Genomic DNA, 22,094 nt, shown 5'->3' on the forward strand with positions numbered 1-22,094 from the left:
GTTAATATAGAGAGAGGAAAGGAACGGTTTTTTTCTGTGAAAAAAATCATTTCAAATTTGTATGGGGAGGTTTCAATTTTGGAAAAAAAGGTCGTATTAGTAGATGGTAATAATATCGCGTATCGTGCTTTCTTTGCACTACCGCTTTTAAATAACGACAAAGGTATACATACGAACGCAATTTACGGTTTTACAATGATGTTAATGAGAATATTAGAGGAAGAAAAGCCAACTCATATGTTAGTGGCGTTTGATGCAGGCAAAACAACGTTCCGTCATAAAACGTATAGTGAGTATAAAGGAGGACGTCAAAAGACTCCGCCTGAGTTATCAGAGCAATTCCCGTTTATTCGTGAGATGCTTGATGCATTCAATGTACCGCGTTATGAATTAGAAAATTATGAAGCGGATGACATTATGGGAACGCTAGCGAAAGAAGCGAGTGAACAAGGCGCAAGTGTAAAAGTTATTTCAGGAGATAAAGACTTACTTCAACTTGTTTCTGATAACACGCTTGTATGTATTCCTCGAAAAGGGATTACGGAAGTAGACGAATATACGAAAGAAGCTTTATTTGAAAAATACAGCTTATCACCAAAGCAAATTATCGATATGAAAGGTTTAATGGGAGACCAATCAGATAATATTCCAGGTGTACCAGGAGTTGGTGAAAAAACTGCGATTAAATTGTTAACACAGTTTGGAACGGTTGAAGAAGTGTATGAAAATATAGATCAAGTAAGCGGGAAGAAATTAAAGGAAAAGCTGGAAGCAAATAAAGACCAAGCTCTTATGAGTAAAGATCTTGCAACCATTATTACAGACGCACCGATTACTGTGCATGTGGATGATATGGCGTATAAAGGATATGAGCCAAGTGATGTCATTCCAATGTTCGAGAATTTAGGATTTACATCTCTTTTAAACAAATTAGGTGTTACGCCAGAAGAAACGGCTCCAGCTGAATTAGATGATATTACATTTGATATTGTAGAAGAAGTTACAGAAGAAATGCTTCAGCAAGATAGTGCGCTTATCGTTGAAGTACAAGAAGATAATTATCATAAAGCAGACATTCAAGGTTTCGGCATTCGAAATGAAAATGGATGTTACTTTATTCAGACAGATATTGCACTTAAATCAGATGCTTTTAAAGAGTGGCTTGCAGATGGAGAAATGAGAAAGTATACATTTGATGCGAAGCGTGCGATCGTTGCGCTGAAATGGAACGGTATAGATATGCAAGGGATTGACTTTGATCTATTAATCGCTGCTTACTTACTTGATCCAGCTGATACAGATAAAGATTTCCGTACTGTAGCGAAAATGAAAGAAACGCATGCTGTGAAATCTGATGAAGAAGTTTACGGAAAAGGTGCGAAGCGTGCTGTTCCAGAGTTAGAGATAGTAGCGGAGCATGTAGCTCGTAAAGTGCATGTATTATATGATGTAAAGCAAACATTCGTTGAAGAGTTAGAAAAGAATGAGCAATATGAACTGTTTACAGAGTTAGAATTACCACTTGCACGTGTATTAGCTGATATGGAAGTAAAAGGTGTAAAAGTTGATACAGAACGTCTTCGTAATATGGGAGAAGAACTTGCAGGTAGATTAAAGGAAATGGAACAGGAAATTTATAAGCTGGCGGGAACAGAATTTAATATTAATTCACCGAAGCAGCTTGGTGTGATTCTGTTTGAGAATTTAAACTTACCGGTTATTAAGAAGACGAAAACAGGTTATTCTACGTCAGCTGATGTACTAGACAAGCTGATGAATCACCATGAAATTATTCCAAATATTTTACATTACCGTCAATTAGGGAAACTCAATTCAACTTACATTGAAGGTTTACTGAAAGTTGTACATGAAGATTCATCTAAAATTCATACTCGCTTTAATCAAGTGTTAACGCAAACAGGTCGATTAAGTTCAACGGATCCGAACTTGCAAAATATCCCGATTCGATTAGAAGAAGGAAGAAAGATTCGTCAGGCATTTGTTCCATCAGAAGAAGGATGGATTATGTATGCGGCTGATTATTCACAAATTGAACTTCGTGTATTAGCTCATATTGCAAATGATAAAGGGCTAGTTGAAGCGTTCCAACATGACATGGATATTCATACAAAAACAGCTATGGATGTATTTGGCGTTGAAAAAGATGAAGTAACTTCAAATATGAGACGACAAGCGAAAGCTGTTAACTTCGGAATTGTGTATGGTATTAGTGATTATGGTCTTTCACAAAACTTAGGAATTACAAGAAAAGCAGCAGCGGAATTTATTGAAAAGTATTTAGAAAGTTTCCCTGGTGTACAAGAATACATGGATGACATCGTAAAAGATGCGAAGCAAAAAGGATATGTGGCTACCTTATTAAATCGTCGCCGTTACATTCCGGAAATTACGAGTCGTAATTTTAACTTGCGTAGCTTTGCTGAGCGTACAGCTATGAATACACCAATTCAAGGTACTGCAGCAGATATTATAAAAAAAGCGATGATTATTATGGCAGATCGTTTAGAAGAAGAAGGATTACAAGCTCGTCTTCTATTGCAAGTACACGATGAATTAATATTTGAGGCACCAAAAGAAGAAATTGAAAAATTAGAGCAGCTTGTACCTGAAGTAATGGAACATGCGATTGAACTTGCAGTTCCGCTGAAAGTTGATTATTCTTACGGTCCAACTTGGTACGACGCAAAATAAGGAAGTGATGAAATGCCTGAATTACCAGAGGTTGAAAACGTCAGACGGACACTTGAAAATCTTGTAACAGGAAAAACGATTGAAGATGTTATTGTTACTTATCCAAAAATAGTGAAACGACCGGATGATGCAGAAATCTTTAAAGAAATGCTAAAAGGCGAGAAGATTGAAAATATAAAGCGAAGAGGAAAGTTTTTGCTTTTATATGTAACGAATTATGTCATTGTTTCACATTTGCGTATGGAAGGTAAGTTTTTATTACATCAAGAGGATGAGCCGATTGATAAACATACGCACGTCCGTTTCTTATTTACAGATGGAACGGAATTACATTATAAAGATGTGAGAAAGTTTGGTACGATGCATCTCTTTAAGAAAGGTGAAGAAATGAACCAAATGCCTCTTGCTGACTTAGGTCCGGAGCCATTTGATGCTGAAATGACACCGCAGTATTTACAAGAAAGATTACAAAAGACAAATCGTAAAATAAAAGTTGTGCTACTGGACCAGCGTCTTTTAGTAGGGCTTGGAAATATATATGTAGATGAAGTTTTATTCCGTTCTCAAATTCATCCAGAACGAGAAGCTTCGTCTTTAACAGTAGAAGAAATTGAGCGAATTTATGAGGCTACCGTTACAACGTTAGGCGAAGCAGTAAAGCGTGGCGGAAGTACAATTCGGACGTATATCAACTCACAGGGGCAAATTGGTTCGTTCCAAGAACTCCTAAATGTATATGGGAAAAAGGGAGAGCCGTGCGTAACTTGTGGCACGATATTAGAAAAAACAGTTGTTGGCGGGCGAGGAACGCATTACTGCCCAATTTGTCAGCCTAGAATATAGAAAAGAGATAACATCGGATAGGCATTTGTCATATACATACAGCAGAGCTATGTATAAGGGAGGAGCTTACCGATGTACCTTTATTTATCTCTTATTTTATTAGCTTTTACATTAAGCTTAGATAGCTGTAGTGTAGGGCTAACATATGGTTTAAGAAGCGTAAGAATTCCACTAAGATCAATTATAATTATCGGAATGTGTTCAGCGGCTGTTATGCTTGTTTCAATGGGAATTGGACATATGATCGCGAAAGTATTTTCACCTGTTATCGTAACGCGTATCGGTGGGCTTGTTCTTATTGGAATAGGGATTTGGGTATTATATCAATTTTTTCGAAGTGAGAAAAAAGAAGAACCGAAGCAAGAGGAGAAGGTCTGGAAATTAGAGATTGCCTCGCTAGGCCTAGTGATTCAAATTTTACGGAAACCGACTGTTGCAGATTTTGATAAATCAGGCACCATTTCTGCAGGAGAAGCATTACTTCTTGGTATAGCTCTTTCTGTAGATTCATTTGGTGCCGGAATTGGTGCATCTTTATTAGGGTATGCACCCGCTATGATGGCGATATTAGTTGCAGTTATGAGTTCTTTGTTTTTATTTATTGGAATGAAACTTGGAACGGTTTTATCAAATATGAAGTGGTTACAAAAATTTACATTCCTGCCTGGAGTATTACTCATCATTATTGGAATTTGGAAAATGTAAGTATGGGCGTGGAACATTAGTTTCGCGCCTTTTATTATGAGGAGGATTATTATGACAGTAGTAATTGGATTAACGGGAGGCATTGCAAGCGGAAAAAGTACAGTGTCTCAAATGTTTCGTGAACTGAGCATACCAGTTATTGATGCAGATATTATCGCAAGAGAAGTTGTAGAGCGAGGAAAACCAGCATATAACAAAATAGTAGAAGTATTTGGAACGGAAGTGTTACAAGAAGATGGAGAATTAGATCGTCCAAAACTAGGAAGTGTCGTTTTCTATAATGAAGAAAAACGATTGCAGTTAAATAAAATTGTTCATCCTGCAGTGCGTGAGGAAATGAATAGGCAAAAGGAAATGTACATAAAAGAAGGTATGCAAGCGGTTGTGTTAGATATTCCTCTCTTATTTGAAAGCAAATTAACAAGTCTCGTTGACCGCATTTTAGTTGTAGCGGTTAAGCCGCATACGCAATTAGAACGTTTAATGAAACGAAATAACTTTTCAGAAGAAGAAGCAACAGCTCGTATTCAATCTCAAATGCCGTTAGAAGAAAAAATGAAAAATGCAGATGAAGTGATAAATAATGATGGCACAATTATGGGAACGAAAACACAATTGCAGGTAATTTTAAAAAAGTGGAACATTATTGACTAAAAAATTGTGAAATTAATGAAAATGCTTAGTGACATATCCCCTTTTTGTGTTATACTATTATTAGGATTGGAGATAAATAGTATAACGCATTCAAGGGGGATAACATATTATGACTCGTGTGGCAATTAATGGATTTGGACGTATTGGGAGAATGGTATTTCGTCAAGCAATAAAAGAAAGCGCATTCGAAATTGTAGCAATCAATGCAAGCTATCCATCTGAAACGTTAGCACACTTAATTAAATATGATACAGTTCATGGCAAGTTTGACGGAACAGTAGAAGCATTTGAAGATCACTTATTAGTTGATGGAAAAATGATTCGCCTTTTAAACAACCGCGATCCAAAGGAATTGCCTTGGACAGATTTAGGTGTTGAAGTTGTAATTGAAGCAACTGGTAAATTTAATTCGAAAGAAAAAGCAATTCTTCACGTTGAAGCTGGAGCGAAAAAAGTTATTTTAACAGCGCCTGGTAAAAATGAAGATGTAACAATTGTAGTTGGTGTGAACGAAGACCAATTAGATATTACAAAACATACTGTTATTTCAAATGCATCTTGTACAACAAATTGTTTAGCGCCTGTTGTGAAGGTGTTAGATGAGCAGTTTGGAATTGAAAACGGTTTAATGACGACAGTTCACGCTTATACAAATGACCAAAAAAATATTGATAACCCACATAAAGATTTAAGAAGAGCACGTGCTTGCGGACAATCAATCATTCCGACAACGACAGGTGCTGCGAAAGCGCTAGCAAAAGTTCTTCCACATTTAAACGGAAAACTTCATGGTATGGCACTTCGTGTACCAACACCAAATGTGTCTCTTGTTGATTTAGTAGTAGATGTAAAACGCGATGTGACAGTTGAAGCTATTAACGATGCATTCAAAACTGTTGCAAACGGTGCGTTAAAAGGTATTGTAGAATTCAGCGAAGAGCCTTTAGTATCTATCGACTTTAATACAAATACACACTCAGCTATTATCGATGGTTTATCTACAATGGTAATGGGTGATCGTAAAGTGAAAGTACTTGCTTGGTATGATAACGAGTGGGGCTACTCTCGTCGTGTTGTAGATCTTGTAACATTAGTTGTTGAAGAGTTAGCGAAACAAGAAAATGTGCAACACATTTAAGTGAATAAGGGAGGAGAGGGCAAGGCAATATTTGCCCTCTTTTTTTAATTTTTTCTGAAAAGGAAAAAAATTATATAAGTATATTTTAAAAAGTGGACATACCACGAAACGTTGTGATTACTGCATTTGTGAATCGTTTATTTTTTTTAGGGAAAAGTAAAGAGGAAAATATGACAGAAAATCGAAAAAACTGTTGTTGCAAAATGAAAATAAACAAAGTATACTAACACTCGTAAACTTAAGAGCTGAGGTACGTAGTCACTACTTAAAGGGTTAGGACCTCTCTGGACTAACTTTCCCCCGTGGTAGTGGAGCAAGCCAAATTGCAAATTAGTTTTCAATTCGAACAGTTAGAATAAATTTACAAGGGGGAACTGTAGAATGGATACTATGGATACGATGGGTCGTCACGTGATCGCTGAACTTTGGGATTGCGATTTCGACAAGCTTAATGACATGCCGTATATTGAACAATTATTTGTGGATGCAGCACTAAGAGCTGGTGCTGAAGTGCGTGAGGTTGCTTTCCATAAATTTGCACCACAAGGTGTAAGTGGAGTAGTAATTATCTCAGAATCACATTTAACAATTCATAGCTTTCCGGAGCACGGTTACGCAAGTATTGATGTTTATACTTGTGGGGATCGTATTGATCCAAATGTTGCTGCAGAATATATTGCAGAAGGTTTAAACGCGAAAACGCGTGAGAGCATCGAGCTTCCTCGAGGCACTGGTAGCTTCGAAATTAAGCAGAGAGAAACAAAAGCTCTTTAAAAAAGAACATAATTGATTTAAAATGTAAAGAGGTGTATAATGCACCTCTTTTTTAGTTTATAAAAAAGGGAAAATATAACGTACTCGTTAGTTGAATAAATTGGACTCTTGCAAATGAGGTAGTGCCCTATATACCATCTTATTTTTAAGGATGAGATGATAAAGTGATGCGCTGGAACTTAAAGTGGTAAGAGAGTTAGAATGAGTTATATAATATTGTATATATATTTTAGGTGAAGTGAGTAGAGAAAAATAAAGAGTATAGTGTAAAGGAGTGAATGAATTGCGTTGTCCATCCTGTTCTCATAATGGTACAAGAGTGTTAGATTCGCGTCCGGTAGACGAGGGGCGCTCTATTCGAAGAAGGAGAGAGTGTGAAAGCTGCTTAAGTCGCTTTACGACCTTTGAAAGGGTAGAAGAGTCACCTCTTATCGTTGTAAAAAAAGAAGGCACACGAGAAGAGTTTAATAAAGAAAAGATTTTACGCGGTTTAATTAAAGCGTGTGAAAAAAGACCAGTATCTTTAAGACAATTAGAAGAAGTAACACAAAGCGTGGAACGTGAACTGCGTAATTTAGGTATATCAGAAGTGAAAAGTGATATGATTGGTGAAATTGTTATGGAAGAACTTCGCGATATTGATGATGTTGCTTACGTACGTTTTGCTTCTGTATATCGTCAATTTAAAGATTTAAATGTATTTATTGAAGAATTAAAAGATATACTGCAAAAAGAAAGAGAGTAGAAGTTGTATTTTATTCTCTTTACATACCGTAAGTAATAGGATAAGAGAGCTAGAAGCGCAAGCTAATAGCTCTTTTTCACTAAGAATTTATATAATGAAGATAGAACGAATGAAGTAGAGGATAGATTGGATGAGAGAAAGGAAAAGCAAGAATGGAAAAACAGTCATGGATGGAGCTATTGCCGATTGATCGTTATAAAGTAAGTGCGAAAGGACTACTGCACAATTACGACCGAAAAGTGTTAACGATGTTGTATCAGCCGTTAATAGGTAGTAGAGCTTTTAGCTTATACATGACACTATGGGGAGAGCTTGAGCAAGATCGTGTATTTGGAAAAGAGAATACGCATCATTCCCTTATGGTGACTATGCAAATGCAACTTCCTGAAGTATATGAGGAACGAGTAAAGTTAGAGGCAATTGGGCTTTTGAAGGTATATATTAAGAAAGAAAAAGATATTCGAATGTTCATATATGAGTTGCAACCACCTTTATCTCCGAAGCAGTTTTTTGATGATATTGTTTTAAGTATCTTTTTATACAATCGATTGAGCAGGACAAAATATAATCAAGTAAAGCAATATTTCTTAGAAGAAGAATTTGATTTTGCTTCTTATGAAAATGTTACGCGTTCTTTCAATGATGTGTTTGGTTCGTTTAATCCAGGACAACTTGAGCATGCGCAAGAAGACCTTCGTATTCCAAAAACGACAACTATGCCAAGTAACGAGAAGGGAGACGCTCCGAAAGTTTGGAATGATTTCTTTGATTTCTCTTTATTTGTAGATGGATTGTCCGCTCTTGTTCCTAAAAAGGCGATTACAGATCAAGTGAGAGACTGCGTTATAACACTTGCTTACGTGTATGGTGTAGATGTGTTATCGATGCAAAATATCGTTCTTGGTGCAGTGACAGAGATGCAAACAATTGATATGGAAAGGCTTAGAAAAGGAGCGCGCGATTGGTATCAATTTGAAAATGGTCAAGCATTACCGGTATTAAGTGAAAGAGTACAGCCTCATGCTGCACGTACGATGAAAGAGAAAGAGCCTTCATCGCAAGAGGAGATGCTAATAAAGCAGCTAGAGGAAATCTCACCAAAACAACTATTGAAAGAGATTTCTGGTGGTGCAGAGGCAACGAAAGCGGACTTGCAAATCGTTGAAGATGTCATGATTAATCAAAAATTGACACCAGGAGTTGTGAATGTACTTATTTATTACGTTATGCTACGCTCAGATATGAAACTTGCGAAAACGTATGTCGAGAAGATTGCTGGGCATTGGGCACGTAAAAAGGTCGGTACAGTAGCGGACGCGATGGCGTTAGCGAAAGAAGAGAACCGTCAATATCAAGAGTGGGCTGAGACGAAGAAAAAAGGCCGTACGGCGAAGAAAATGGTGCGGAAAGAAATGGTGCCAGATTGGCTTAAGGAAGAAGAGCCGAAAGAACAAGAGAAAGAAACAGTGAAGAAAGATGTAAGTGTAGAAAAAGATGCAAGTACGCTAGAAGATGAACGAAAACGACTAGAAGAAGTGTTAAAAAAATATAAGCGTGATTAATAGAAGAGAATGAACGCTCTTTGAGGTGAGAAAATGGAGCATATTCAAAATTCATTTGCAAAATTAATGGAAAATGAAAACTTTAAAAATAGATATGAAGTATTAAAGGCAGAAGTAATGGCGCATCCGCGTGTGAAAGAATTTATAGATGAACATAAGGGTGAAGTAACGACTTCTATGATTGAGCGCAGTCTTGTGAAGTTATATGAATATATTGGACAAAGTGTAGGTTGCGTGGATTGTCCGGATTTAGGCTCATGTAAAAATATGCTACAAGGGTACGAGCCAAAGCTTGTTATTCAAGGGAAGATGATTGATATTCAATACGATCGCTGCGTTAGAAAAGTAGCGCATGACGAGAGAAAGAAATATGAAAAACTTGTTCAAAGTGTATATATGCCAACGGATATTTTACAGGCAACTATGGAAAACTTAGATCCTTCTGATTTAAATGCACGTATCGATGCTATTGGTGCAGCGAATGAATTTTTAAGTACATATGAACCAGGTAAAAAAGCACAAGGTTTATATTTGTACGGTAAATTTGGTGTAGGAAAAACGTATTTGTTAGGAGCAATAGCGAACGAGCTTGCTCGAAAGAAAATAAGTTCGATGCTCGTATACTTCCCGGAATTTTTACGTGAAATTAAAAGTTCAATTCAAGATAATTCGATTGGTGAGAAGATTGATGCGGTTAAACGCGTACAAGTTTTAATGTTAGATGATATCGGGGCAGAAGCGATGTCAAGCTTCGTCCGTGACGATGTACTCGGTGCAATCTTACAATTCCGTATGTTAGAAAACTTACCGACGTTCTTTACGTCTAATTTTGATTTTAAACAACTGGAACACCATTTAACGTATACGCAGCGTGGCGAGGCTGAAGAAATGAAGGCAGCACGTATTATGGAACGAATTAAATATTTAGCGAAACCAATTCCGATTGGTGGGAAAAACCGTCGTCATAAGTAAAAGAGCAAGCTGAGAAGCTTGCTCTTTTGTATTATAGTGATATTTTCTTTTCAAATATGAGGTCGAAATATTCAGGTTGTCCAGAACTGCCAATCGTAGGGGCAACAATCTGTACGAACCTCCAGCCATTTCTAGCATGTTCTTGAATAATTTCTTGGTAGTCTTCAGCTGGTTTTGAGCGAGTGAACCCCCAATGTAATTCGATTTTTACGAATTTATATTCAAACATTCTGATACCTCATTTTATTGATGAGTAAAGTATACAATAAAAATTCATAGTAGCTTGTATCATTTTTTTCTCCCTCCCTTAATATATATAAAATTAGCAAGCCATATTGAGTGGATTTTCTAACGATAGGAAATGTAATTCTACTAAGAGTGAACTTCACGCGGAACGGACTCTTATAGGATTTGTAACGTATAGATACAGTCCTTTAGAGCGGGGATAAAAGGGGGGACAAAAGTGATTGAAATTTGCTTCGAAGAAAAAAATGATGCTATGTACGTATATAGACAATTGCTGAAAAGAGCGGAAGTATTATATAAGGAAACGAGTGTGTATTTACAGGAACAAAAAGTGGTGATTCACATACCAGTACGTGAATCGAATTATATTGAAAAGATCTTATTGCCAGTAATGGTGTATTTCATTGTGAATGTGAAACAAAATGAGTGGATTTATACGATTTTAAAAGAAAAGTTTTTTTATGAAGAACAAGAAGAGTGTCATCAAATATTGCACATGGCACATGAGATTTTAAAGGGAAGAAGAAAAGGTGTAGCTCAGGATTTAACGCGTAACGCATTTGAGTCATATATTAAGTCTTCTTTAAATAATTGGCTTTGTGATCCGCTCTCATTCTCGTTTTCATCATATATCCGTTTTCGTCTTCGTACATATAGGGAAATGGTGGCTAAACTTGCGGAAGTGGCAATTGATGAATATAAGATGGAGCAAGAATACCAAATGTTCATTGAGACGCTTCGGCAACAAGTAAGTAGCCGTAAATCACGTTTGTCTTGCATGCATCTTATTTTTGATGAAAGCTTTATCTTTTATGATGATAAAGGTAGGCGTTTAAAACAGGAGAAGTTGGTCCAATATATAGATGAGGAATTATTAAAGCAAAATGATGTATATATTGATACGAAAGTAATTGCGCCGCTTCTTTCTATTTCGCCCAAAAAGATTTATTTATATACGAAAGAACAAGACCATAATATGATAATTACTTTGCGAAATGTGTTCCAAGAACGGGTCCAATTACATGGATTACATGATTTTGAGCGCAATGTGAAAAATTTAAAAAATAAAGGTAACGCCCTTGATTTTCTAAGTTTTTGAGCATATAATTACCTACATAAATGAAATATATTGAAATGTCATGATGAGGACATGAGTAGTTTTCTACGATTTTCAGAGAGGGAAGCCTTAGGGTGTGAGCTTCCTAGTACGGGATTATTACTTACCACCTCTAAACTTTAGCAGTGAACGGTTTTTCTAGTAATTGCTAACGGACAACACCGTTATGTTGAACTTGAGCAATTAACAATTATGTTAATTGGAACAAGGGTGGAACCACGAATTCAACACTCGTCCCTTTTTACGGGATGAGTGTTTTTTATTTTGAGAAAAAGAGGAGTGACCAGTGATGGCAGATGTAGTTAAAATTACTTTCCCTGATGGAGCTGTGAAGGAGTTTCCAAAAGGCGTAACAACTGAAGAAATCGCAGCTTCTATTAGCCCAGGCTTAAAGAAAAAAGCTGTAGCTGGAAAATTAAACGATGAGATGATCGATCTTGTTACACCAATCGAAGAAGATGGTGCAGTTTCTATCATTACATTAGATTCTGAAGATGGCCTATATATTTTACGCCATTCAACAGCCCACCTTTTAGCACAAGCGTTAAAACGTTTATATAAAGATGTTAAGGTTGAGCTCGGCATTGGTCCAGTAATTGAAAATGGCTTCTACTACGATATTGATATGGAAGAAGCAATTACAGTTGAAGACTTCAAGAAAATCGAAAAAGAAATGCAAAAAATCGTGAACGAGAACTTGGAAATCGTTCGTCATGAAGTACCACGTGCAGAAGCAATTCGTCGCTTTGAAGAAATCGGCGATGAGTTAAAATTAGATTTAATTAACGATCTTCCAGAAGATGCAGTTATTTCAATCTATGAGCAAGGCGAATTCTTCGACCTTTGTCGTGGTGTTCACCTTCCATCTACAGGGAAAATTAAAGTGTTTAAATTATTAAGCGTTGCAGGTGCTTACTGGCGCGGCGATAGCAATAATAAAATGCTACAACGTATTTACGGTACTGCATTCGTTAAAAAAGCGGAATTAGATGAGCACTTACGTATGCTTGAAGAAGCGAAAGAGCGCGATCACCGTAAATTAGGTAAAGAATTAAAACTATTTACTAATAGCCAAAAAGTAGGACAAGGTTTACCACTTTGGTTACCAAAGGGTGCAACAATTCGTCGTATTATCGAGCGTTATATCGTTGATAAAGAAGCAAGCTTAGGCTATGATCACGTATATACTCCAGTACTAGGAAGCAGAGAGCTTTATGAAACTTCTGGTCACTGGAACCACTATCGTGATGGCATGTTCCCATCAATGGAAATGGATAACGAAGAATTAGTTCTTCGTCCAATGAACTGTCCTCATCATATGATGGTTTATAAAAATGATATTCACAGCTACCGTGAATTACCAATCCGTATTGCGGAACTTGGAACAATGCACCGTTATGAAATGTCAGGTGCGTTATCTGGATTACAACGTGTACGCGGAATGACTTTAAACGATGCGCATATTTTCGTTCGTCCAGATCAAATTAAAGAAGAGTTAAAACGTGTTGTAAACTTAACTCTAGAAGTGTACAAAGATTTCGGTTTAGAGAACTACTCATTCCGTCTATCTTACCGCGACCCAGCAGATACTAAAAAGTATTATGCGGATGATGAGATGTGGGAAAAAGCACAAGGTATGTTAAAAGAAGCTATGGATGAAATGGGTCTTGATTACTATGAAGCTGAAGGTGAAGCGGCATTCTACGGTCCAAAACTTGACGTTCAAGTTCGTACTGCTCTTGGAAAAGACGAAACACTTTCAACTGTACAATTAGACTTCTTGCTTCCAGAACGCTTTGAATTATCATACGTTGGTGAAGACGGTAAACAACATCGTCCAGTTGTAATTCACCGTGGTGTTGTATCAACTATGGAACGTTTTGTAGCCTTCTTAATTGAAGAATACAAAGGTGCATTCCCAACATGGTTAGCTCCAGTTCAAGTACAAGTAATTCCAGTTTCTCCGCAAGTACATTTAGACTATGCGAAGAAAGTACAAGACGAATTGCGTCGTGCTGGTATCCGTGTTGAATTAGACACTCGTGAAGAGAAGATCGGTTACAAAATCCGTGAAGCACAAATGCAAAAAATTCCGTACATGCTTGTAGTAGGTGACAATGAAGTAACTGAAAACGGCGTAAACGTACGTAAATATGGTGAACAAAAATCAGAAACAATCGCATTAGATGCTTTTGTTGACATGATTAAAGTAGAAGGAAAACGATAAGAAAAAGCCGCGGTATACCGCGGCTTTTTTATGTAATATACTTGAGAAAAATTAGAAAAAATAACCATGTAACACTTATCATAAAAAAGTATTGCAAGTATGTTAGTTGTTTGTTACAATATTTCTTGTTGTTAGTAAAACACATCGCGTCTTCTTGACAGACGTCATGTCCTATGATAAACTCATCAAGGATAATAGAATATTGTTTTGTGGAACAAGTAGAAGCACCCGCTTCTCACCTGATGGACGCATTCGCAGTTAACAGGTAAATGTATTTCTTACTTAAGATTTTACAAGTGTGGGTGTTGTATGCCCGCACTTTTTTTGTTCGGGTTCTATGACTACAAAATATGTTCTGAGAAAACCTTGGAGGTGGCTTACTATTAGCAAGGATATGATGATTAACGAGCAAATTCGTGCACGTGAAGTACGTTTAGTTGGCGCAAATGGCGATCAACTTGGAATCAAGTCTCGTAATGACGCTTTAGACTTAGCTGCAAATCTTAATCTTGATTTAGTATTAGTTGCTCCAAATGCGAAACCGCCAGTATGCCGCATTATGGACTACGGTAAATTCCGCTTTGAGCAACAGAAGAAAGAAAAAGAGCAGCGCAAAAATCAAAAAGTAATTAGCATGAAAGAAGTTCGTTTAAGTCCAACAATTGATGAACACGACTTTAACACAAAACTTCGTAATGCTATCAAGTTTTTAGAGAAAGGCGACAAGGTTAAAGCATCAATTCGCTTTAAAGGACGTGCCATTACTCATAAAGAAATCGGTCAACGTGTTTTAGATCGCTTCTCAGAAGCTTGTGCTGAAGTTAGCACAGTTGAATCTAAGCCTAAAATGGAAGGACGCAGTATGTTCTTAGTTTTAGCACCGAAAAACGATAAGTAATAGATAGAGGAGGAAATACCTATGCCTAAACAAAAAACTCATCGCGGCGCTGCAAAGCGTTTCAAAAAGACTGGATCAGGTAAACTGAAACGTTCTCACGCTTACACAAGCCATTTATTCGCTAACAAATCTACAAAAGCTAAACGTAAACTACGTAAAGCTGGTGTAGTAAGCGCTGGTGACTTCAAACGCATTCGTCAAATGCTTGACAACTTAAAATAAGTTCGGCTGATATATAGAACAATTAGGAGGTAATATTATGCCAAGAGTAAAAGGTGGTACAGTTACTCGTCAACGTCGTAAAAAAGTAATTAAATTAGCGAAAGGTTACTACGGTTCAAAAAATACATTATTCAAGGTTGCTAACCAACAGGTTATGAAATCTCTAATGTATGCATTCCGTGACCGCCGTCAAAAGAAACGTGACTTCCGTAAATTATGGATTACACGTATCAACGCAGCAGCTCGTATGAATGGTCTTTCTTACAGCCGCTTAATGCACGGTCTTAAAAATGCTGGCATCGAAGTTAACCGCAAGATGCTTGCTGACTTAGCTGTTCATGACGAAAAAGCTTTCGCTGAATTAGCAACAGTTGCAAAAAACAACATTAACTAATTAATTAGTTGAAACCTTAGAAGAATTTTCTTCTAAGGTTTTTTTATTTGTATTCAAATAGAAGTTAGAAGTGAAAGAAATTCTAAAGATTAACGGCTATGTTGTTATCAATATGACAAAATCAATATAAAAGTTATAGCAGTATAGAAGAATATACATATGAAGTCAGGAGAATACTCCTGGCTTTTTTCAATTCTGCTCGTTTGGAAAGAAGAGTATCTTTCCTAGCTGAAACGACACTGCTATAATGGAAAGATGATATGGAACTTTCATCAGATGAACAATTTAAGAGCGATGACTGAAACGTATTTGTAAATTAAGGACAAGCTATTTTATAAAGAGTTAGATAGCTGACTTATTCATAAGAACTGAAACATAATAATGAACTTTGAGATGAAACAACATTGTTGCGTAAAATGCGATGTTGGAGGAGGACAATAGAATGGACTTACTACAACTATTTAAATTACAAAAAGAATTAGATGACCGTATTGCAAAAGAACATGACTTACAACCGAAAAAATTGTTAAAAGAAAAAATGTTAGCTCTTCTTGTAGAAATTGGAGAACTTGCAAATGAAACACGTTGTTTTAAATATTGGAGCAACAAACCAGCATCAGAACGTGAAGTAATATTAGAAGAATACGTAGATGGTTTGCATTTTATTTTATCAATCGGAATTGATTTAGGTATTGATAAAAACTTCCTATTCTATAAATGTGCACAGACGAATAAAACACAAGTGGAAATTTTCTTAGACACATATGCGAAAGTAATTCGTTTTACAGATCAACCATCTATTACAAACTATATTGAATTATTTACGAGCTATCTTCGACTTGGACAAGCACTTGAATTTGAACAAGAAGAGATTGAAAAAGCATATTTAGATAAAAATGAAGTAAATCATCAGCGTCAAACACAAGGATACTAATTTAATTTTTGAATATTTCAATTTAATTATTGTATAATGAATTGACTGAAGAAAAAGGAGGGTGTTGGCAATGACAAAATTAGACGCGACATTGACAATGCTAAAAGAATTAACAGATGCACGTGGTATTGCTGGTAATGAGCGTGAACCACGTGAAGTAATGAAGAAATATATTGAGCCGTTTGCGGACGAACTTTCTACTGATAATTTAGGGAGTTTAGTTGCGAAAAAAGTAGGGGAAGAAAACGGCCCGAAAATTATGGTTGCAGGTCATTTAGATGAAGTTGGATTTATGATTACACAAATCGATGACAAAGGTTTCCTTCGCTTCCAAACGGTTGGTGGCTGGTGGTCACAAGTTATGCTTGCGCAACGCGTGACGATTGTAACGCGTAAAGGAGATGTAACAGGTGTAATTGGTTCAAAACCACCGCACATTTTACCTCCAGAAGCTCGTAAAAAGCCAGTTGAAATTAAAGACATGTTCATCGATATCGGTGCTTCTAGCCAAGAAGAAGCGATGGAGTGGGGCGTACGACCAGGAGATCAAGTTGTACCTTACTTTGAATTCCAAGTGATGAAGAATGAAAAAATGTTACTTGCAAAAGCATGGGATAACCGAATCGGTTGTGCAATTGCAATTGACGTATTAAAACAATTAAAAGATGAAAAGCATCCAAATGTTGTATATGGCGTTGGAACTGTACAAGAAGAAGTTGGTCTTCGTGGCGCAAAAACATCTGCGAATTATATTAAACCAGATATCGCGTTCGCAGTAGATGTTGGTATCGCTGGAGATACACCGGGTGTAACGTCAAAAGAAGCACAAAGTAAAATGGGCGATGGACCACAAATCATTTTATATGATGCTTCTGTTATTGGACATACAGGTTTACGTGATTTCGTAGTTGATGTTGCTGATGAATTACAAATCCCGTATCAATATGATTCAGTAGCAGGCGGAGGAACGGATGCGGGTGCGATTCACATTGCTGTAAATGGTATTCCTTCTATGGCAATTACAATTGCAACGCGCTATATCCATTCTCATGCGGCAATGTTACATCGTGATGATTATGAAAATGCAGTGAAGTTAATTGTAGAAGTTATTAAACGTCTTGATAAAGAGGCTGTACATAACATTACATTTAATTAATAGAAAAAGCGAAGGAGCTTCTCCTTCGCTTTTTTATGTTTTAAAAAGGCCTTTCTAATCCTGCAGCAGTATGAGCCCCTAAAATAATTAAACGAGTTAATTGCATCGCCATAAAATGCGGGGTATATATCATCCCTCTTTTTAGCCATGACATAATCATTCCTAGGTGGGCACCAGTAACATAACTAATGAGAATATCGCGTGGAACCATTAGTTTTTCATCGTTAGGTTGTGAAATAGAGAGGCTTAATGTTAAATGCGTTTGAATTGCTTTCATCATCTTATACGTATAGTTTCCAGCAGCTTTATCACCAAGCATGACGTTATAGAAGTTAGTGTTTTCTGCAATATGTTCGAACAAGGCCAAAAAACTTGGATGTGGCGAATCAAATGTTAGTTGGAAATCTTCTTTATTTCTATTTCTCGGTTTAATTACTTCAGTTAGCTTTTCTAACATTTCTTCAATGCTTTTGTCTAGTAAGTCATATTTATCGTGGTAATGGCTATAAAATGTAGCGCGGTTTACAGGAGCGCGTTCTGCGATATGTTGCACAGTTACATTTTCAAAGCCTTTTTCGCCTACTAAAGCGACAAAAGCATCCTGTATGAGTTGTCTCGTCCGTTTTACACGTGGATCATTTGTATTTTTAATAGACATTTTTATTTCCCCTCGTTTAATTTTCTATACTTAAACAACATATTGGTATTATATTGTTGTTTAAACGACATTTCATACGTGAATTGTCGGTTGTAGATTCAAAATAATTATTTATAATTATAAACGATAGTCCTTCAGAAATCAGCACCGCTCGCAGGTAGATAAATTTCGATTTACGCTGCAGATGGTGTGATTTTTTTGTTAAAAGGTTAATATAATTAACAATTAAACAATCTAAACAATAAGGACATAAATAGTTTAGAAAAAAATTATATGCGATATAAGGAGAGGAATGCAATGAATCAGTTTCGAAGAATGGTAATTATCAACATTATCACATTAATTGTACTAGTTGGCGGCGGTATTGGCGGTTATTACTATTACAATCAAACGGAAAATTACTTAAAAACAGACAATGCAAAGATTGATGGAAAGGTAATTCCGGTTGCTTCACCAGTAGCAGGTAAACTAACTGACTGGAAAGCTGAAGTAGGAAAAAATTATAATGAGAACGATAAATTAGGTACTGTTACTGTAGCGGCAGCTAATGGAGAACAAACAGTAGATGTAACAATTCCACAAAATGCAACAGTTGTACAATCAAACGCGACAACAAATGCTTTCGTTGGAGCGGGTAGCCCGATTGCTTATGCATTTGATATGAACAATTTATGGGTAACAGCAAACATTGAAGAAACAGATGTTGATGATGTTCAAAAAGGTCAAGATGTAGATGTGTATGTAGATGCATACCCAGATACAACGTTAACAGGAAAAGTAGAACAAGTTGGCTTAACAACAGCGAATACATTCTCTATGTTGCCATCAAGCAACGCAACAGCTAACTATACGAAAGTAACACAAGTAGTACCAGTTAAAATTTCTTTAGATCATAGCAAATCAGTAAATATTGTTCCTGGCATGAATGTGACAGTTCGTATTCATAAGTAAGGGGGAGATGAGATGTCCTCAATTGTAATTGCAGGATATGCACTATTTTGTATAATCGTCTTCTTCCTTGTAAATCGTCTTTTACGAAAGAAAAAAACGAAAATGGGAGAAGAACAAGTCCCAGCCGTAAGTAAAATAGAAGTAAGTAAAGTTGAAACAGAAGAGAAAGAAATTGAACGAAAGCAAGAATCGGAAATTTCTAATGTAGTTGAGTTAGAAACAGGAAAGCAAGAAGAAGTAAAACAAGAAAAAGAAGTGCCGAAAAAACAAATGTCTATGCCTGTAGAGAATGTGAACGTAAAAGCAGTTGTAGCTGTATTAATTCTAGGCATGTTCGTTTCTATTTTAAACCAAACAATCATTAATGTTGCATTACCTCCGTTAATGAATGAATTTAATGTATCAACTTCAACAGCACAATGGTTAATTACAGGCTTCATGCTTGTAAATGGTATTTTAGTACCGATTAGTGCCTTTTTAGTTTCACGATTTACGTATCGTAAATTATTCGTAGCAGCAATGTTATTCTTCACGGTAGGATCTATCATTTGTGCTACTTCAGGAAACTTTACAATGATGATGACAGGTCGCGTAATTCAAGCAGTTGGTGCGGGTATTTTAATGCCGGTTGGTATGAATATCTTCATGACGTTATTCCCGCCTCATAAACGCGGAGCGGCGATGGGATTACTAGGTGTAGCGATGATTTTAGCACCAGCTATCGGACCAACTGTAACAGGTTGGGTGATTGAAAACTATAGCTGGAACTTAATGTTCTATGCGATGTTTATTATTGGTTTAATTATTACGTTCCTATCTTTAAAATTCTTTACACTAGCTCAGCCGGTGTCTAAAACGAAATTAGATATATTCGGTGTGGTTAGTTCAAGTATTGGACTAGGAAGCTTATTGTACGGATTTAGTGAAGCTGGAAATAATAGTTGGACTAGTGCAGAAGTCATTATTTCACTTGTTATCGGTGTAATTGGTTTAGCGTTATTTATTTGGAGAGAGTTAACAACGGACAATAAAATGCTTGATTTACAAGTATTTAAATATCCAGTATTTACTTTTACTTTAGTAATTAATGCAATCGTTACGATGGCATTATTCGGAGGTATGTTATTGCTTCCAGTATATCTGCAAAACATTCGTGGCTTTACGCCAATTGAATCTGGTTTACTACTTCTTCCAGGATCATTAATTATGGGGATCATGGGACCAGTAGCGGGTAAATTATTCGATAAATATGGTATTCGTCCATTAGCGATAATTGGATTGGCAATTACGACGTATGCGACATATGAATTTACAAAATTATCGATGGATACACCGTATAGCGTTATTATGACGGATTATATTATACGTTCAATTGGTATGTCATTCATTATGATGCCAATTATGACAGCTGGTATGAACGCGCTGCCGATGAAATTAATTTCTCACGGTACAGCAACGCAAAATACGTCAAGACAAGTAGCTGGTTCAATTGGAACAGCGATTTTAATTACACTTATGACGCAACAAACAACTGCCCACGTAGCAGATTACGGCAACATGTTAACAACATCAAACCCAATTTTAGTTGATAAAGTACACGGCATGGGTCAAAGCTTAGCGGCCTTAGCTGGATCAGCTCAAGCAGGAGACGCGATGAGCACACAACTATTATATGGACAAATTTCAAAGCTATCTGCAATTAACGGTATTAACGATGCCTTCTTAATCGCAACGATACTTGCAGGTATCGCTTGGGTGTTATCGTTCTTCTTACAATCAGGCAATAAACCAAATAGAAAAGCAGGGAATTAATTTCCTTGCTTTTTTGTTTTCTTATACAAGGATTCAATTAGATATAGAATGAATCACCTGCAGACATGAGAACCCAGAAAATAACCCCCAGTAGTCCCGCAGTAAAAATAATAAATCCTATGTTGTGTATACTTTTACATTGTGCTTGTAATCCATTTATCCTCGCTAATAAGACAATTAAAGAAATTAAAATTAGTATAAAGAAGTTGTTATAAAAAGAGTAAAGAGAGGTATCATCATGATACCTCTCTTTATCCTAAGAATGCTAACATATTATTCATAATATGAAATAACATAGCTGGAATAATGGATTTTGTTTTCAGGCGTAATATTTAAATATTACATATAAAGGTGTATTTTTCATAAAATAATAAAAGAGGTATCACCCTGTAGTGATGCCTCTTTCTCATTGATAACTATGTTCTGTCTTGTTATTCAATTTTGCTTGCTCTATTTGCAATTCACGCTCTACCAATCGATCTAATTGCTGAATTGCTTTAAGTGCTTTTTCATAAGAAATTGTTCGATAATGATGCGCTCCGCCCGGTTCTTCATCTGCTTCGTCTGCCCATTTAATAATATTTTGAAGAGATGTTCTTTCAATTTCTTGTTCCACTAAGAAAGAATCTGTATGAAGAAGAATTGCAATAGAAATTTCTTTTGCTAGTTTTGGATGTTCTCCTAATCTAATAAGTAATTTATGTGCTCTTTCAGCGCCTTTAATTGCATGGATATCATTCTTTTTATATAAGTCATAATCCCATTCGCCGCCTGTGTACCACGTATGATGTCCGATATCATGAAGGAAGCCAGCTTTTGTGGCAGCATCGACTGAGGCGTGATGCTTTTTGGCTAGGTGAAACGCATGGTAAGCGACAGCGATCGCGTGGACCATTCCAGAACGGTTTACGTATTTTTGTGTAATGTGGTGTTTAAAAATTTGTTCAAGCGTAATACGGTGCATAAAACATTCACTCCTTTTATCTTATGGTGCATATGAAGAAAAATCGATCGGTTTAAATGTATTTTGAACATTGTACTCCATCATAGTTCGTTAGTAAAGTAGAAATGTTTAGGAGAAGAAAAAATTTTTCTGCAAAAAAATCACCTTAGCTTATGCAAAGGTGATTTTCAAATTGCTTATTTTTTTAATCCTTGCTCTAGTGTTTCTAACATTTCGTGCTTTTCATTTTCATCAGCGTTTTTCCAAATGACTTCAAATAAAACGCCAAGACCTGGAAGCATTTTTTCTTCACCGCTTTGAATTGCATCGACGATTGTTTCTTGTAATTGATCTTGTGAATTTCCAGATACATTCGCTAATACGGCACCGCGTAAATTAAAACTCATTGCTTTCACCTCTTCTTCAGAATT

Annotated in this window: 22 protein-coding genes, 2 pseudogenes and 2 other annotated features; of the genes and pseudogenes, 18 read left to right on the forward strand and 6 right to left on the reverse strand. The window is 36.4% G+C overall.

The features are described 5' to 3' along the window. Window positions 1-78: 78 nt before the first annotated feature. The 9 genes from polA to dnaI all read left to right on the forward strand — a co-directional run bounded on the left by polA (window position 79) and on the right by dnaI (window position 10,105). A complete protein-coding gene (gene polA, locus ACTFR3_RS18915) occupies window positions 79-2,712 on the forward strand; it encodes a DNA polymerase I (RefSeq protein WP_440044687.1) in 2,634 nt (877 codons plus the stop codon). A 12-nt stretch (window positions 2,713-2,724) separates the two neighbouring features. Beyond that, a complete protein-coding gene (gene mutM / locus ACTFR3_RS18920) occupies window positions 2,725-3,555 on the forward strand; it encodes a DNA-formamidopyrimidine glycosylase (RefSeq protein WP_001114478.1) in 831 nt (276 codons plus the stop codon). Between the two features lie 72 nt (window positions 3,556-3,627). After that, complete coding sequence (ytaF, locus tag ACTFR3_RS18925; RefSeq protein WP_440044689.1) at window positions 3,628-4,260, forward strand: sporulation membrane protein YtaF; 633 nt, start codon at window positions 3,628-3,630, stop codon at window positions 4,258-4,260. Window positions 4,261-4,311: 51 nt separating this feature from the next. Next, window positions 4,312-4,914: a dephospho-CoA kinase gene (coaE, locus tag ACTFR3_RS18930; RefSeq protein ID WP_048656144.1), complete on the forward strand. Its 603-nt coding sequence runs from the start codon at window positions 4,312-4,314 to the stop codon at window positions 4,912-4,914. 109 nt (window positions 4,915-5,023) lie between these two features. Then, window positions 5,024-6,052, forward strand: coding sequence for a glyceraldehyde-3-phosphate dehydrogenase (locus tag ACTFR3_RS18935; RefSeq protein ID WP_000198974.1), 1,029 nt, complete (start codon window positions 5,024-5,026; stop codon window positions 6,050-6,052). 390 nt (window positions 6,053-6,442) lie between these two features. Next, a complete protein-coding gene (gene speD / locus ACTFR3_RS18940; protein ID WP_002003660.1) occupies window positions 6,443-6,826 on the forward strand; it encodes an adenosylmethionine decarboxylase in 384 nt (127 codons plus the stop codon). 283 nt (window positions 6,827-7,109) lie between these two features. Continuing rightward, complete coding sequence (nrdR, locus tag ACTFR3_RS18945; RefSeq protein ID WP_001203687.1) at window positions 7,110-7,571, forward strand: transcriptional regulator NrdR; 462 nt, start codon at window positions 7,110-7,112, stop codon at window positions 7,569-7,571. A 152-nt stretch (window positions 7,572-7,723) separates the two neighbouring features. Then, window positions 7,724-9,133: a replication initiation and membrane attachment family protein gene (locus tag ACTFR3_RS18950; RefSeq protein WP_440044690.1), complete on the forward strand. Its 1,410-nt coding sequence runs from the start codon at window positions 7,724-7,726 to the stop codon at window positions 9,131-9,133. A gap of 33 nt (window positions 9,134-9,166) precedes the next feature. Further along, on the forward strand, window positions 9,167-10,105 hold the full coding sequence (gene dnaI / locus ACTFR3_RS18955) for a primosomal protein DnaI (RefSeq protein WP_000400104.1): 939 nt from the start codon (window positions 9,167-9,169) through the stop codon (window positions 10,103-10,105). 31 nt (window positions 10,106-10,136) lie between these two features. On the opposite strand, the gene ACTFR3_RS18960 is transcribed toward dnaI, so the two are convergent. Then, the gene (locus tag ACTFR3_RS18960) at window positions 10,137-10,334 is read right to left on the reverse strand and encodes a DUF4177 domain-containing protein (protein WP_017674348.1); all 198 of its coding nucleotides are present in this window, start codon (window positions 10,332-10,334) and stop codon (window positions 10,137-10,139) included. A 234-nt stretch (window positions 10,335-10,568) separates the two neighbouring features. On the opposite strand from ACTFR3_RS18960, the gene ytxC reads away from it, so the two are divergent. From ytxC to ACTFR3_RS18995, 7 genes are all read left to right on the forward strand, one after another. Then, window positions 10,569-11,450, forward strand: a complete 882-nt coding sequence (gene ytxC / locus ACTFR3_RS18965) for a putative sporulation protein YtxC (RefSeq protein WP_061457748.1) — start codon at window positions 10,569-10,571, stop codon at window positions 11,448-11,450. A gap of 31 nt (window positions 11,451-11,481) precedes the next feature. Then, window positions 11,482-11,710 (forward strand) — a binding site (T-box leader). 47 nt (window positions 11,711-11,757) lie between these two features. Next, window positions 11,758-13,695, forward strand: coding sequence for a threonine--tRNA ligase (thrS, locus tag ACTFR3_RS18970; protein ID WP_000786083.1), 1,938 nt, complete (start codon window positions 11,758-11,760; stop codon window positions 13,693-13,695). Window positions 13,696-13,905: 210 nt separating this feature from the next. Continuing rightward, window positions 13,906-14,026, forward strand: a sequence feature (ribosomal protein L20 leader region). 63 nt (window positions 14,027-14,089) lie between these two features. Then, window positions 14,090-14,593 (forward strand): translation initiation factor IF-3, encoded by a 504-nt coding sequence (gene infC, locus ACTFR3_RS18975; RefSeq protein ID WP_000973215.1) that lies wholly within the window; start codon window positions 14,090-14,092, stop codon window positions 14,591-14,593. Window positions 14,594-14,614: 21 nt separating this feature from the next. Beyond that, window positions 14,615-14,815 (forward strand): 50S ribosomal protein L35, encoded by a 201-nt coding sequence (gene rpmI / locus ACTFR3_RS18980; RefSeq protein ID WP_001125945.1) that lies wholly within the window; start codon window positions 14,615-14,617, stop codon window positions 14,813-14,815. Window positions 14,816-14,852: 37 nt separating this feature from the next. Then, window positions 14,853-15,209 carry a 50S ribosomal protein L20 gene (gene rplT / locus ACTFR3_RS18985; protein ID WP_001138362.1) on the forward strand — a complete coding sequence of 119 codons (357 nt, stop codon included), beginning with the start codon at window positions 14,853-14,855 and terminating at the stop codon, window positions 15,207-15,209. A 442-nt stretch (window positions 15,210-15,651) separates the two neighbouring features. Next, entirely contained in the window at window positions 15,652-16,143 is a 492-nt protein-coding gene (locus ACTFR3_RS18990) for a dUTP diphosphatase (protein WP_000365050.1), read from the forward strand. A 70-nt stretch (window positions 16,144-16,213) separates the two neighbouring features. After that, window positions 16,214-17,299, forward strand: a complete 1,086-nt coding sequence (locus tag ACTFR3_RS18995) for a M42 family metallopeptidase (RefSeq protein ID WP_000163555.1) — start codon at window positions 16,214-16,216, stop codon at window positions 17,297-17,299. A 40-nt stretch (window positions 17,300-17,339) separates the two neighbouring features. Here the strand turns inward: ACTFR3_RS18995 and ACTFR3_RS19000 are convergent, their stop codons facing one another. Beyond that, a complete protein-coding gene (locus ACTFR3_RS19000; protein WP_000023672.1) occupies window positions 17,340-17,957 on the reverse strand; it encodes a TetR/AcrR family transcriptional regulator in 618 nt (205 codons plus the stop codon). Between the two features lie 297 nt (window positions 17,958-18,254). Here ACTFR3_RS19000 and ACTFR3_RS19005 point away from each other — a divergent pair, with 297 nt between their 5' ends. After that, entirely contained in the window at window positions 18,255-18,908 is a 654-nt protein-coding gene (locus tag ACTFR3_RS19005) for an HlyD family secretion protein (RefSeq protein WP_001071419.1), read from the forward strand. A 12-nt stretch (window positions 18,909-18,920) separates the two neighbouring features. Then, complete coding sequence (locus ACTFR3_RS19010) at window positions 18,921-20,720, forward strand: DHA2 family efflux MFS transporter permease subunit (protein ID WP_000095295.1); 1,800 nt, start codon at window positions 18,921-18,923, stop codon at window positions 20,718-20,720. Between the two features lie 37 nt (window positions 20,721-20,757). Here the strand turns inward: ACTFR3_RS19010 and ACTFR3_RS19015 are convergent. The 4 genes and pseudogenes from ACTFR3_RS19015 to sspI all read right to left on the reverse strand — a co-directional run. Beyond that, window positions 20,758-20,913, reverse strand: a pseudogene (locus ACTFR3_RS19015) (DNA-binding protein); the annotation flags it as partial. A 58-nt stretch (window positions 20,914-20,971) separates the two neighbouring features. Continuing rightward, a pseudogene (locus tag ACTFR3_RS19020) lies at window positions 20,972-21,052 on the reverse strand (CPBP family intramembrane glutamic endopeptidase); the annotation flags it as partial. Window positions 21,053-21,126: 74 nt separating this feature from the next. Beyond that, window positions 21,127-21,684, reverse strand: coding sequence for an HD domain-containing protein (locus tag ACTFR3_RS19025; RefSeq protein ID WP_000554786.1), 558 nt, complete (start codon window positions 21,682-21,684; stop codon window positions 21,127-21,129). 176 nt (window positions 21,685-21,860) lie between these two features. After that, a complete protein-coding gene (sspI, locus tag ACTFR3_RS19030) occupies window positions 21,861-22,070 on the reverse strand; it encodes a small acid-soluble spore protein SspI (protein ID WP_000009509.1) in 210 nt (69 codons plus the stop codon). Between the last annotated feature and the right edge of the window lie 24 nt (window positions 22,071-22,094).

It is taken from the genome of Bacillus cereus group sp. MYBK14-1 (genome assembly GCF_051916885.1).
Lineage (GTDB): Bacteria > Bacillota > Bacilli > Bacillales > Bacillaceae_G > Bacillus_A > Bacillus_A cereus.